The organism is Streptococcus sp. CL6.22 (genome assembly GCF_049738055.1).
In the GTDB taxonomy this organism is placed as follows: Bacteria; Bacillota; Bacilli; order Lactobacillales; family Streptococcaceae; genus Streptococcus; species Streptococcus mitis_DJ.
Genome location: NZ_JBKOTV010000017.1, coordinates 42,694 through 56,412 on the forward strand (window position 1 = coordinate 42,694; position 13,719 = coordinate 56,412).

The 13,719-nt window shown below is 38.2% G+C and carries 11 protein-coding genes, 3 tRNA genes and 1 pseudogene; 2 read left to right on the forward strand and 13 right to left on the reverse strand.

Annotation, left to right across the window (positions count from 1 at the left end; all coding sequences use genetic code 11):
• Positions 1-21: 21 nt before the first annotated feature.
• The 10 genes and pseudogenes from ACLNCW_RS09060 to ACLNCW_RS09105 form a co-directional block, all read right to left on the reverse strand.
• Positions 22-1,542: an ABC transporter permease/substrate-binding protein gene (locus tag ACLNCW_RS09060; RefSeq protein ID WP_424846105.1), complete on the reverse strand. Its 1,521-nt coding sequence runs from the start codon at positions 1,540-1,542 to the stop codon at positions 22-24.
• Positions 1,535-2,263 (reverse strand): ATP-binding cassette domain-containing protein, encoded by a 729-nt coding sequence (locus ACLNCW_RS09065; protein WP_269794939.1) that lies wholly within the window; start codon positions 2,261-2,263, stop codon positions 1,535-1,537. Before ACLNCW_RS09065 ends, ACLNCW_RS09060 begins: the two co-directional genes overlap by 8 nt.
• A 14-nt stretch (positions 2,264-2,277) precedes the next feature.
• A pseudogene (locus ACLNCW_RS09070) lies at positions 2,278-2,468 on the reverse strand (nuclear transport factor 2 family protein); the annotation flags it as partial.
• 34 nt (positions 2,469-2,502) lie between these two features.
• Complete coding sequence (locus ACLNCW_RS09075) at positions 2,503-2,946, reverse strand: MarR family winged helix-turn-helix transcriptional regulator (RefSeq protein WP_424846106.1); 444 nt, start codon at positions 2,944-2,946, stop codon at positions 2,503-2,505.
• Positions 2,947-3,090: 144 nt separating this feature from the next.
• Entirely contained in the window at positions 3,091-4,284 is a 1,194-nt protein-coding gene (locus ACLNCW_RS09080) for an O-antigen ligase family protein (RefSeq protein ID WP_261043825.1), read from the reverse strand.
• A gap of 142 nt (positions 4,285-4,426) precedes the next feature.
• The gene (gene gtfA / locus ACLNCW_RS09085) at positions 4,427-5,869 is read right to left on the reverse strand and encodes a sucrose phosphorylase (RefSeq protein WP_424846107.1); all 1,443 of its coding nucleotides are present in this window, start codon (positions 5,867-5,869) and stop codon (positions 4,427-4,429) included.
• Positions 5,870-6,159: 290 nt separating this feature from the next.
• The gene (locus ACLNCW_RS09090) at positions 6,160-6,993 is read right to left on the reverse strand and encodes a carbohydrate ABC transporter permease (RefSeq protein WP_424846109.1); all 834 of its coding nucleotides are present in this window, start codon (positions 6,991-6,993) and stop codon (positions 6,160-6,162) included.
• Positions 6,994-7,009: 16 nt separating this feature from the next.
• A complete protein-coding gene (locus ACLNCW_RS09095) occupies positions 7,010-7,882 on the reverse strand; it encodes a carbohydrate ABC transporter permease (RefSeq protein ID WP_424846110.1) in 873 nt (290 codons plus the stop codon).
• A gap of 18 nt (positions 7,883-7,900) precedes the next feature.
• Complete coding sequence (locus ACLNCW_RS09100) at positions 7,901-9,151, reverse strand: extracellular solute-binding protein (protein WP_424846112.1); 1,251 nt, start codon at positions 9,149-9,151, stop codon at positions 7,901-7,903.
• Between the two features lie 34 nt (positions 9,152-9,185).
• Positions 9,186-11,348, reverse strand: a complete 2,163-nt coding sequence (locus ACLNCW_RS09105) for an alpha-galactosidase (RefSeq protein WP_424846114.1) — start codon at positions 11,346-11,348, stop codon at positions 9,186-9,188.
• 107 nt (positions 11,349-11,455) lie between these two features.
• On the opposite strand from ACLNCW_RS09105, the gene ACLNCW_RS09110 reads away from it, so the two are divergent.
• Both ACLNCW_RS09110 and birA read left to right on the forward strand, forming a co-directional pair.
• A complete protein-coding gene (locus tag ACLNCW_RS09110; protein ID WP_386679359.1) occupies positions 11,456-12,316 on the forward strand; it encodes an AraC family transcriptional regulator in 861 nt (286 codons plus the stop codon).
• On the forward strand, positions 12,313-13,248 hold the full coding sequence (gene birA / locus ACLNCW_RS09115; RefSeq protein WP_386679357.1) for a bifunctional biotin--[acetyl-CoA-carboxylase] ligase/biotin operon repressor BirA: 936 nt from the start codon (positions 12,313-12,315) through the stop codon (positions 13,246-13,248). Before ACLNCW_RS09110 ends, birA begins: the two co-directional genes overlap by 4 nt.
• A gap of 183 nt (positions 13,249-13,431) precedes the next feature.
• On the opposite strand, the gene ACLNCW_RS09120 is transcribed toward birA, so the two are convergent.
• From ACLNCW_RS09120 to ACLNCW_RS09130, 3 genes are all read right to left on the reverse strand, one after another.
• Positions 13,432-13,519: transfer RNA gene (locus ACLNCW_RS09120), tRNA-Ser, on the reverse strand.
• Between the two features lie 6 nt (positions 13,520-13,525).
• Positions 13,526-13,599: transfer RNA gene (locus ACLNCW_RS09125), tRNA-Ile, on the reverse strand.
• 33 nt (positions 13,600-13,632) lie between these two features.
• A tRNA-Gly gene (locus ACLNCW_RS09130) sits at positions 13,633-13,703 on the reverse strand.
• Positions 13,704-13,719: the final 16 nt, after the last annotated feature.

The following is a 13,719-nucleotide window of genomic DNA, read 5'->3' on the forward strand; positions in this document are numbered from 1 at the left end:
GTTGAGTTTGACATTTTCAAACTATTTCTTCAACAAACCTTCTTCTTGTAGAAACTCCTTGGCTACTTGCTCTGCTGACTTGCCTTCAACACCAACTTGGTAGTTGAGCTGGCTCATCTGGCTTTCAGTAATTTTACCAGCCAATTTATTGAGAACTGTTTCCAACTCTGGATGTTTCTTGAGAAGAGCTTCTTTCATCAGTGGAGCTCCTTGATAAGGTGGGAAGAGTTGCTTGTCATCTTCCAAGACCTGCAAATCATAACGCGTCAATTCCGCATCAGTCGAATAGGCGTCCGTGATTTGAATATCACCTGACTGAATTGCCTGATAGCGAAGGGCTGGTTCCATGGTCGCCACATTGAGATTGAGACCATACATTGACTGCAAGCCCTTATTGCCATCTTCACGGTCATTAAACTCAAGTGTAAAGCCTGCCTTCAATTGCCCTTCCACTTTTTTCAAGTCCGAAATGGTTTTCAAGCCATATTCTTGAGCAATCTTTTTCGGAACAGCTACAGCATAGGTATTTTGATAAGACATGGGTTTGAGATAGGCTAGATGATCCTGTTTGGCAATGCCATCACGCGCCACCTGATAAACCTGATCTGGCTCATGACTAACTTTCGGTGATGGTTGAAGTAGACTTTCAGTCACCGTACCAGTAAATTCAGGATAGATGTCAATATCGCCTTTTTTCAGAGCTTCATAGAGAAAGCTTGTTTTCCCAAAATTTGGTTTAACAGTCGCAGTCATACTGGTATTTTCTTCAATTAGTAACTTATACATATTGGCCAAAATTTCTGGTTCCGGTCCCAATTTCCCAGCAATAACCAAGTTTTCTTTCTCTTTTTGAGCCAAAAGAGCTGGGCTATAAGACAGACCGAGCAATATTGTCACCAGGGCAAAACCAGAAAAAATCGTCCGTAATTTTGCCTTTTCCATCACTTTTAGTAGGAAGTTAAAGGCAATGGCAAGCACTGCGGAAGAAAGTGCCCCGATCAAAATCAGACTGGCATTATTACGGTCAATTCCCAAAAGGATAAAGGAACCTAGTCCCCCTGCACCAATCAAGGCCGCCAAGGTGGCCGTACCGATAATCAAGACGGCCGCTGTGCGAATCCCAGACATCATAACAGGCATGGCAAGTGGAATTTCAAACTTCTTGAGTCGCTCCCATCTAGTCATCCCAAAGGCAATCCCAGCCTCTTGCAGACTTGGATCAATTCCCTTCAACCCAGTGATGGTATTTTGTAAGATCGGAAAGATCGCATAAATCACTAGCGCTGTTAAAGCCGGCAAGGTTCCAATTCCCATCAAGGGGATAAAGAGCCCCAACAAGGCCAGAGACGGGATGGTCTGGAAAATCCCTGCAATCTGCAAAAACCAATCCGCCAACTTCTCATGATAGCGAAGATAAACAGCCAAGGGAATCGCTATAAAGATAGCCAGCAACAAGGTCAAAAGTGACAACTGCAAATGTTGAGATAGAGCTGTCAACCAATCACTAAAACGATCCTGAAAAGTTGCAATTAAATTAGTCATGAACACTACCTCCAAACAAGTCTGCTACAAAATCTGTTGCAGGCGCTTTTAAAATGGTCTCGGGATTCGCTACCTGGCGAATTTCTCCATCCTGCAAGACAGCAATACGGTCCGCCAATTTCAAAGCTTCATCCGTATCATGGGTCACAAAAATCGTTGTCATCCCAAACTCTTTATGCAATTCTTTAGTCAGAACCTGCAACTGTTTGCGAGAAATAGCATCCAAGGCTGAAAAAGGTTCATCCATGAGGAGAATCTTAGGCTGACCAATCATAGCACGAACAATACCGACCCGTTGCTGTTCTCCACCAGATAATTCACTAGGAAGTCGATGTCCATACTCAGCCACTGGTAAACCAACCTTAGCCAAAAGCTCTTCTGTTTTCTGAGCAATTTCTTCCTTAGTCCATCCTTTCATCTCAGGAATCAGGGCAATATTTTCCGCAACCGTTAGATTTGGAAAGAGAGCAATGGCCTGTAAAACATAACCAGTAGAGAGACGAAGCTCACGCTCGTCATAGTCTTTGATGCGCTTGCCATCCATGTAAATATTTCCATCAGTTGGTTCCAAGAGACGGTTAATCATCTTAATCATAGTCGTTTTACCTGAGCCAGAAGGCCCAACCAAAACCATGAACTCCCCATTCTCAATCTGTAAATTGACATCTCTCAAGACATCTTTTTCTGTGTAACGTAAAGCTACATTTTTGTATTCAATCATTCTGTATCCTCAATTTAAAACTTACCTCTATTGGTCAGTCTTCTACCTTAGTCATAACTTCCTTATTATCCCAATGTTCCACAATTTTCCCGTTGTCTAAACGGAAGATATCGTACTGGTCATAAGCAACGCCATCAATCTGAGTCTGACCATAGCTAACCACATAATTTCCTTGTCCTAAGAGTTTGAAAACAAAGTCAAAAGTGGTCTTTACTTATAAACAGCTAATTTGCTCCATTTTAAACCTCATTTTCCTCCTCTTTCAGATTAGCCAAAATTCTTTCTTGAAAGGCTTCAAACTGACGAATTTCTTCCTCTGAAAATCCTTTGTAAAAGATAGTATCCAATTTCTGACTGACTCGATCCGCTACTACTTTTTGGGCCAGCCCCAACTCTGTTAAAACCAAATACTTCTTACGCTTATCTTCTCCACATGGACTAATAGTTACAAGATTTTGTTCCTCAAGCTTTTTTATCATAGTCGTCAGAGTATTATTAGCAAGTCCAGTCGCCAAAGCAATATCTGTCGCAGTTGCACAGCCAGTTTCACTATTCCATAAAACCGCTAAAATCTTGCCCTGTTCACTCCGATAAAGAGCTTCAGGATCTTGGCTCAGTAACTTTTGAAAAATCCGCCCATTCAACAAACGAATATGATGGGCTAGCAAATGACTATCTTTCATGACACCTCCAATTTATTTCGATATCGAAAAGAATAAAGTAATTGTAACACTCGTCATTCCATCTGTCAACTATTTCGATTTAGAAATAATTTTTCCCAGTAAAAAAATCTCCTACTCAAGGTAGAAGATTTCAATCTTATAAACTTAATCCGTCATATCTGATACCAACGTTCGATGCTCCAATGGAATACTGCACATAACTAGCAAGAAAATGAAACCTGACTGAATCCAGAAGAGGGCCAAGTCAAAGATTCCGTGCACAGCAACCACTGTAAGGAAAGATAGATAAAGGCCGATAATCGGACGTTTCCCCGACTCCTGACTCATATCCATCATCAAGCGAACAGGAGCAACAGAAGACAAAACTAATAAAATGGTCCCCACAATTCCGTAACTTAGAATCGTATCAATATAAAGGCTGTGAGCATGTTCATGATAAGGAGCATTTATCCGAGGATACGAGTGCATGTAGGTCAATGGCCCTTCACCCCAGAAAGGATTTTGCTTAAACAAGGCCATCCCAGCATCCCAGATAGAAATGCGTTCTTCCATAGAAGAGTCTAAAGTCCCCATCCGAACTCCTAAATCACTGGAAAAGAGGAAACTCAAGCCAATCGCAAAGACCCCAATACTAAGCCAAAAGGCCTTCCAGTTTTTAATGGTCGTAAAGAGATAAATAATGGCTCCAGCGATAATAGCAGGAAAGGCAGTTCGATTTTGAGTAAAGTTCAAACCAAAGAGATTCACAAAGCCTGCAATCACACAGAATACCTTCAACCAATTCAATTTGGTCGTTGTAAACAGATAGAAAGCAATCATGATACAGAAACAACAAATAATTCCATAATAATTAGGATTAAAGAAGGTCACTTCTGCCCGATTCTGATGCCACACCTGCATATTGGGTGAAAGAAAAGCATAGTTGAATTTCTTCACAATTTGGAAATGTTCTAAACTCGCAAAAGCAGCTGACAAGACGCTACCAAACAAGACGAGCTGCAAAATCAATCGAAAGAATTTATGTGATAAAATCGACTGATAGTGCAAAAAGAAAACAGTAAATAGAAAAATTCCTACTGAAGCTACGACTCCCATCCAATTTTGTGCAAAAATGGATATTACAGTACTATAGCCCAGAAAAAGAAGCAGCATCGGATGCTCCCCCATTTTCTGAAGAATACTTTTCATGTCTCCTGTAAAAATCAAACTGATAATATATAAACAGAATACAACTACAAAAAGATAAAAGGGTAAAAAGATACTCAGGATAATTCCCAATAAAGTCAGCTCTTTACTAGACAACCCTTTCAGCTTTTCAATAAAGCCTATTGATTTCAAAATGAATCCTTTCTCTCCAAATCAGCTGATTCAGATAATAGTAAGCTATCCTATATTGTACCACTTTTTGAGCAATTTGAAAACAAAGGAAACGTTTTCTAAAATAAAAAACCTATTTTATCAACCATATCAAGTCAAGGCTTCAAAATGTTACTTCAATTCCGTTCTCAATTACCCGATAAGTCTGACTTTGCAGATCAATTTCTGCTACTGCTGTTACAGACTTGTCTTTATTTTGACGTTTGATTACAATGCTATGAGCTGTTGGTGTTTCAACGTCAATAGTCCCTTCTAGGTCAAAGGCCTCTGATTGATTACGGAAAGAAAATAGATTGAGAAGGGACTTCACCACAGGACGTTGAACTTCTTCTGCTATTTCCTCGTTGCTATAGTAATGACGATTAATATTTCGACCTTCTTTGGTTTCTTCTAATAATTTCAAGTCATTTTTTCCTGCTAATAGACCCACATAGTAAACCTGAGGAATGCCTGGAGCAAAAGCTTGAATCAAACGAGCGAGGAAGTACTTGACATCATCATCTCCAAGCGCAGAATAATAGGTTGAATTGATTTGGTAGATATCTAGATTGTTATACTCTGCACTAGAGTACTTACGTTTGACATTCGCTCCAACCTTATAGAGCTCATTTGAAGCATAGTCAATTTCCTCATCAGTCAGGATATCCTTGACATCCACCACTCCAATCCCATCATGGGTATCTAGTGTCGTAAATTGCTTCATCGGGCTCATCTTTAACCACTTAGCCAAACGCTCTGTTCTGGAACTGTAAAGAGTATAAAGGGTCACCATTGGAAGGGCAAAATCGTAAACATAGTAATCATGGTCCGCTATTTTAAACTGAATCGAATAGTGTTCATGAATCTCAGGTAAGAGCTCTGTCCCATACTCAGCAGCGATATCTCGAACTTTGTCCAATAAATTCCAAATATCTGGTTCCACAAAGAAATCATTGGTATCCAATTTCTTCACTGCGTAAGCAAAAGCATCTAGACGAATCAAATCACACCCGTTACTTGCTAGATGTTGAATCGTCTTACGGATAAATGCCATCGTTACTTCTTTGGTCACATCAAGATCAATCTGCTCCTCACCAAAGGTATTCCACAAATGTTCTACTGAACCATCTGCAAAAACAATCTCTTGCTTTGGTGCACGATCCTTTCGCTTGTAAATTAAATCTACATCAGCCTGTGTCGGACGATTTTCCGGCCAAAACTTATCCCAGTTTAAAAAGAGATCTTTGAATTCACTAGCTTCATGTTTTTCTTGATAGTCCTTATAATATTTCGATTGACGAGAAAGATGGTTAATCATAAAGTCAAACATAAGATAATATTTCTCACCTAAACGCTTAACATCCTCCCAATCACCAAACGCTGGATCCACTTCATCATAGTCCACTGGTGCAAATCCACGATCTCCTGTTGACGGGAAAAATGGTAGAAGGTGAACTCCCCCAATAGCATCGCCAAAATGTTCTTCCAAATTCTCATACAAGTCTTTAAGGTTATTCCCAAGACTATCTGAGTAAGTAATCAACATGGTTTTATTTTGAATGGTCATAGATGGTCTCCTTTTTCTGATGAAAGCCAAGTCTTATATGACCTGGCTTCGTAAATGAAAGATATTTTTAGGTTTTTGTTCATATTGAACTCGTATTAATATAGACTGCAAGCAACTAAGTAACTTCCTTGTTTTCTACATAGAGTTGTAAACAAGCTGAACTGTTCCTTTGTATCTTAATTGAACACGCCCTAAGCTCTGTGTGAAAAAGATGAATCTTCCAAGAAGCCAAGGCTTCTTATTCAGATTCCCTATTTTCACTGTGAGCTTTTAACGGGCTTTGTATCTTGTTACTTCACTGCCCCGTTACTCATTCCTGAAATGATATGTTTTTGGAAGATGAGGTAGACAATGGTTATCGTTACAATTCCCACAATATAAGATGCAAAACTTGGGCCATAGTCATTGAAGTACTGACCTTGGTAGTTGTATTGGAAGAGAGGTAAAGTCCACATCTTGGAATCCTTATTCAGAATCAAGAGTGGCAACATAAAGTCATTCCAGAACCAGAGAGCATTGATAATCAAAGTTGTCGCATGCATGGGCTTCAACATTGGAAAAATGATTCGACGATAAGTTGTAAAACGATCAACCCCATCAATTTCCGCAGCTTCGTCCAAACTATCTGGTACACTGATTTTTATATAACCAACATACAAGAAGAGGGTCTGTGGAATAGCATAAGTTAGGTAGAGTATTACTAGCCCCCACATATTTGCTAGGCCGAGTTTACTCATCATAACTGTGATGGGAATCATAATCACCTGAAATGGAACAAATATCCCTAAGATCAGGAGCGAATACATAATTGCAAAGGCTTTTTTCTTGGACATATTTCGAGCAATGGAATAAGCTGCAGCTGGAATAAAGAAAGCCACTACAATCAATGATAACACCGTAATAACTGCTGAATTCCAGAAATAGCCTCCAATTCCATCCGAAATCAATCGTTCATAATTGCTTAATGTAAAAGGATTGGGCAAACCAAAGAAATGATTCATGATATCCTTGGTTATCTTGAAGGAACTAAAAACCGTTACTAACAAAGGAACAAGTATGAGAATACCACCTACTATCAAGAGGACATACTTCCAAAACTGATTCAATTTTTCTTCTTTTTTCATGTGTAAGACTCCCCTATTAGATTTCAAATTTCTTTGATAGTTTGATTTGGATAAGAGAAACAATTCCAATAATTAAGAATAAAATCAAGGCAATTGCATTCGCATATCCATATTGATTACTCTTGAAGGCATAGTTGTAGACTAAAAGACCAAGAGAGGTTGTAGCATTATTTGGACCACCACTCGTCAAGGCAAAAATTTGGTCAAAGGCAGTCAAACCAGACTTAAGAGCTAGGATAAAAACCATAGAAATCGTTGGTAGCAAATATGGTAATTCAATTTTCCAAAAAGTTTGTTTACTTGTTGCACCATCAATTGATGCGGCTTCTAAAATATCATTTGGAATACTTTGAAGACCAGCAAGAAAGAGAATAATTGGCATTGCTACTCCTTGCCATAGGAGAACAAAAATAGTTGCTACCACTGCTCCAACAGGTGTTCCTAATAGACTTTCTTGTAAAAAACTAATCCCTAAAATTTTTCCAATCGTTGGAAGACCATAGTTGAAGAATTGTTTAAAAATCAAGGAAACTGTCAAACCAGACAAAACAGCTGGGAAAAAGAACCAAGCTCTAAAGAAGGTCTGCCCCTTCATCTTAGAATTTAAGGCTCGTGCCACAACCATCCCAATCGTAATCTCTCCAATAATCAATGCCAGAGTTAAAATCAAAGTAAAGGCTATGGCTGTGAAGAATTTCCCATCAATCATTAGCAATTTGTAGTTGTTCAAACCAACAAATTTATAATTATAGGTCAATCCGGTCCAGTTAGTCAAACTATAGAAAGCACCCTGCACCATAGGAAAGTAAAAGAAGATAGTTTGTAAAGCAAGTGGGATGACTAAAAAAGTCCAACCCCAGTATTTATTTAAAAATTTTCGAATAGCCATATCATCTTAACTCCTATTCTAGTCCAAATCTGCCTTCATTGGATTAAAGAAAGCATTGAGATTATTTGCCATATTTTTCAGATTTTTATCTATCAAGTAACCTGAACTAAGATTAAAAAAGTCTTCTTCAGAGTTCCAGTGTTGGCCCAACCAAACATAATGTTTATCCGTAAATGCCAGTTTAGAAATCTCTGCAAGTGCTGAATTTTCTTTTTCCTGTATGCCTTTTACAGCAACTGGTGATCCATCTACATCATAATATATCTGCATAGCTTTTGGACTAGTCATATAGCTGATAAATTCTTCGGTTTCTTTCGGATGTTTAGTAGTAGCTGAAGTTGATAATGCCATGTCCCCTGCACCAACAGTGACTTCTTTTCCTGCTTGTTCTCCTGGAAATGCAAACATCCCCACCTCAAATTTTGGATCCTGTTGATTAATTGCGGCTAATGCCCACGATCCTTGTGGCATCATCAAGGCTGTTTCGTTCGAAAATGCTACCACCGCATCATTATAAGAAGCACCACGCCATCCTTCTTGAGCATTATCTGCCAACAAATCTAGTCGTTCTGCATCTGCTTTTAAAATAGGATCATCTGTGGATATAGCATTTGGTTTTGAAAAGCGAAGGTAGTTATTAGCCGCGTCTCCACTACCTGTAAGAGTAATGAAAGAAAGTTGGTGGTAACCATTTAATGTCCAGCCTTCATTGCCTGCAACTGCAAACGGAGAATTCCCACTATCTTTTATCTTTTTAACAATCTCTTGAAACTCTTTAAAAGTCTTCGGCTCCTTTAGTCCTAATTCTTTAAACTTTGTTTTATTGTAATAGATTCCATAAAGATTAGCAGTTAAAGGTACACTATAAATCTTGTTATTGATTGCATACTTTTCGGCATATTCATTCTTGATATTCTCAAGATAGGATTTTCCTGTCATATCTGCAAAATAACCTGCTTTTGCCCACTCTTGGAAATCCATATTTTGAGGATAGATATTGATAATATCTGGGACATCTCCTGATAAGATACGAGTCTTGAGAACAATTCCAGCTGACGGCACAGTCGTCAGTTTTACATCAATAGTAGGATGATCCTTTTCAAAATCATCTACAATTTTTTGCAATGTATCTGCCATTTCGGTCTTCTGGTTAAAAAATTCAATCGTTACCTTTCCATCAGTCGATTGATTATTCTGACTACAAGCTGCTAGACCTAGTAAACTGGCCCCAACCACTAAAAGAAAACCTGCTTTTTTATACCATTTCATTGGAAAGCCTCCTTTATAAATTTATACGCCTTTATTATAGTCTTCTAAAAATATACTGTCTACTCAAAAAATCTCCTTGGGATAAGATAACAGTTAAACCCGCATACATGAGTTCTGCACCTGAGTAAACTTCTCCGTTTTCCTGTAATTCATACAGTCCCTCATTATCCAAATCTTTTAACTTTAAAGTTGTTTCCATAGTCTCAACAACTGATAAAATACGAACGTAGGTTACAATCGTTTGATTTCCGTAGTTAAATTGTACAGCTGCTTCATTTGATTCAGCATCGGGATTAATTAGCCTATACTGCTGTCCTAACTGAACGACTGGCCGTAATTCTTTGTACAAGTTTACCTGAGTTTTAATTTCTTCTTTTTCTTCCTCAGTCAGACTTGTCAAATCAAGCTCATAGCCGAAATTTCCCATCATTGCTACATGGCCACGTGTTTCTAATGGTGTCATTCGTCCCATCTGATGATTCGGTACTGCTGATACATGAGCACCCATAGAAATGGTTGGATAGAGATAGGATGACCCGTATTGAATTGGTAAACGTGCAATAGCATCAGTGTTATCACTAGCCCAGACTTGTGAGAAATAGCGCATCATACCAAGATCATTTCGTCCACCACCACCAGAGCAGGACTCAAAGAGGATATGGCTATGCTTCTCCGTCAGATAAGAAACGAGTTCATAAAGCCCTAGCATGTACTGATGAGATTGCATCTGTGTCTCTAGATAGTTTGAACCATTACCTAGGTTAGTAATATTACGATTCATATCCCATTTGATGTAGTCAATCGCATGATAAGATAAGAGTTGATCTAAGACATTTTTCAAGTATTCTACTACCTGAGGATTGGCAAGATTAAGTACTAATTGATTCCTAGAATAGGTATGGTCATAGCCAGGAACCTGAATAGCCCAGTCAGGATGTTTACGATACAAATCACTATCAACAGAAATCATCTCAGGTTCGAACCAAAGTCCAAACTGTAGACCTCTTTCATGGATATCTGAAATAAGACTTTCTAGACTGCCACCAAGTTTTTGCTCATTAACAACCCAATCACCTAAAGCACGGTTATCATCAAAGCGATTACCAAACCAACCATCATCTAATACAAAAAGTTCAATGCCAACTTTCTTAGCTTCATCTGCTAACTCTAACAGTTTTTCTCTATGAAAGTCAAAGTAGGTAGCTTCCCAGTTATTGATTAGAATTGGACGTTCTTTTTTAGAAAATTTACTTGGCAGAATGTGCTTCAGTACAAAATTCTGACTTTCATGACTAATACCAGTTAATCCCTTATCTGAATAGGTCACTAAAGCTACCGGTGTTTCAAAGTATTCCTCAGGGTCTAACTTCCAAGAAAAGTTTTCCGGATTAATCCCAATCGCTAACCGAACTTCATTCAATTGATTCTTTTGAACAAAAGCTTCAAAGTTTCCACTATACATTAGTTGAATAGCAAACACATTCCCAGCATCTTCTGTGATTCCTTGATCACATAATAGAAAAGCTGGTGTTTGGGCATGACCAGAAGCACCACGGTTCGAACCAATCGAAAAGATTCCTTGTTCTACCTGTTGACGTCGAACAGTCTTTTCGCGAGCATAAGCTCCCTGCAAAGTTACGATTTCGTAATTCGCAGCTGGAACATCAGCCATAAAAGAAAAATCTTTATGGATGACAACTTCCTGATTACTATTATTCTCTAATTTACTGTAGCTAGCAATAGTCGAATCATTATCAAAAGCAGTATAATACAAAGTCAGACTAAGTTGAGCCTTAGAATCTTCTAACATCAAAGCAAGAGTCTCTGTATTATCTATGCTATGTGGAGAAGGTAAGCCCTGTGGTCCATTCTGACCTTTTATAATCTTTGCTTCTACCAATCGAAAATCTGTTACTTCAGTTACACTATGCTGAACCTGTAAAGTTGATTTTCTAAAATCTCCTAAGCCATGTTGTCCGAAAATCAGACGTTGTGTGTCCAAACTAAACGTTCGATTATTAGCTGTTGGATTTCCTGAAAAGGCATGATCTCGTTCATAAATACTATTGGAACCTTTATAGTTCTTAATAGTCTTTCCTAAATGTTTCAATAGTAAGTAGCCATCACGATTTTCAATGATCAGACTTAAATTTTTACTCTCAACATAAAATAGATTATGCTCTATCCTCACTCCCATTTACTTCACCTCATCACTTTCTTGATTCTATTTTATCATCTGAAATCGCTTTCTAAAATAGAAAAATGTCTCAAGAATATGGTAAAATGTTAGGTAGGAGGTAGCACATGCTAGTTTTTTCAGAATACCAGACTGGAACAATCGATCTTTCCCTAAGGTTTTATGGATATGAGGAATGCACACCTAATTACTCTTTTGGTCCAGCTATTCGTGATACATACGTTTTACATTATATTACTAAAGGGCAAGGAAAATTTCATTACAAGGGTAAAATTGTTGATTTAAAAGAAGGGGATTTCTTTCTATTAAAACCAGATGAACTAACCTTTTATCAAGCTGATAGTGAAAAACCTTGGGCCTACTACTGGTTAGGAATCACTGGAGGGAAAGCTCCTGACTATTTTGCTCTTTCTCAAATTTCTGACCAATCCTATCTCATAAAATCTGAAACTTGTCATACCCAGACTACTGCAAAACTCATTTCAGACATTGTCCGCTTCGCTCAGATTACAAAATCCAATGCATTAGCTCAACTCCATATCATGGGACAACTCCATGAACTGATGTTCCATCTGGGAACTATTGCTCCCAATCAGAAGAAAAAGAATATTTCATCAACCCACCAACTCTATCTTGAATGCAAACGATTAATTGATAGCCACTATCCTCAATCACTTACAATTCAAGATTTAGCAAAAGAGCTATCAGTTCACAGAAGCTACTTATCAAGCGTATTCAAAGAATTTAATACCTTATCACCCAAAGAATACCTACTTTACGTTCGAATGCACCGAGCTAAACAACTTCTCGAAAATACCCAAGAGTCTATCAAGGTAATTGCGTACTCAGTAGGTTTTTCAGATCCACTCAATTTTTCTAAAGCTTATAAACAATACTTTAATCAGACTCCAAGTCATACAAGAAAAGAACATTCGAAATACCAACTAGTGAGAAAGGAAACACTATGAAATCCTACCAAGCTGTCTACCAGATTCTAGCTAAAGAAACCGACTATATCAGCGGAGAAAAAATCGCAGAAGAACTATCTCTAAGCCGAACGTCAATTTGGAAAGCCATCAAGCGTCTAGAACAAGAAGGCATTGAAATTGATAGTATCAAAAACAAAGGCTATAAACTGGTGAATGGAGACCTTATTCTTCCAGAACTTCTAGAAGAAAACCTTCCAATTAAAGTCAGTTTTAAACACGAAACAAGATCAACACAACTCGATGCAAAAGAAGCAATTGATTTAGGAAATGAAGCAAACACCCTCTATCTAGCTTCCTATCAAACAGCAGGGCGAGGCCGTTTTCAACGTTCTTTCTACTCACCCCAAGGTGGCATTTATATGACACTCCATCTTAAACCAAATCTTCCCTATGAGCAATTACCATCCTACACACTACTTGTAGCAGGAGCTATCTACAAAGCCATTAAGAACCTAACATTAATAGATGTCGACATAAAATGGGTCAATGATATCTACCTAAACAATCATAAAATTGGAGGAATCCTTACTGAAGCAATGACCTCTGTAGAAACTGGCTTAGTCACAGATATCAATATTGGAGTAGGAATCAACTTTACTATTAAAGACTTTCCTCAAGAATTAAAAGAAAAAGCTGCTAGTTTATTCAAAGCTCCAGCACCTATTACCAGAAATGAATTAATTATCGAAATCTGGCGTGCTTTCTTCGAAACACCAGCAGAAGAGCTATTATACCTATACAAAAAACAGTCCTTCGTTCTAGGAAAAGAAGTGACTTTCACACTAGATCAAAAAGACTACAAGGGGCTTGCTAAAGATATCTCAGAAAATGGCAAACTTTTAGTTCAATGTGATAACGGAAAAGAAATCTGGCTCAATAGCGGAGAAATTTCACTCAAGAGTTGGAAGTAATAATAAACTAGCACAACCATAAAATCGACAATATATAAAGATTTTAGCTTTTCTGCAGCCCACTACAGTTGACAAAGAGCGCAAAAAACTTCAGATAAGTAATCCAATTAAGTTTTACAAATCTGAAGTTTTTATTCTCTATTCTTAAAAAAACAAAAAAAGAGTTATAAACTCTCAATAAAACGGAGAATAAGGGATTCGAACCCTTGCGCCAGTTACCCGACCTAACGATTTAGCAAACCGTCCTCTTCAGCCTCTTGAGTAATTCTCCTATTAATGGGCACGAGTGGACTCGAACCACCGACCTCACGCTTATCAGGCGTGCGCTCTAACCACCTGAGCTACGCGCCCAAGTTAAAAACTTGGTAATTGAACAAAGTTCAAAGCGGGTGACGAGAATCGAACTCGCGACAACAGCTTGGAAGGCTGTAGTTTTACCACTAAACTACACCCGCATACATACTATTAATA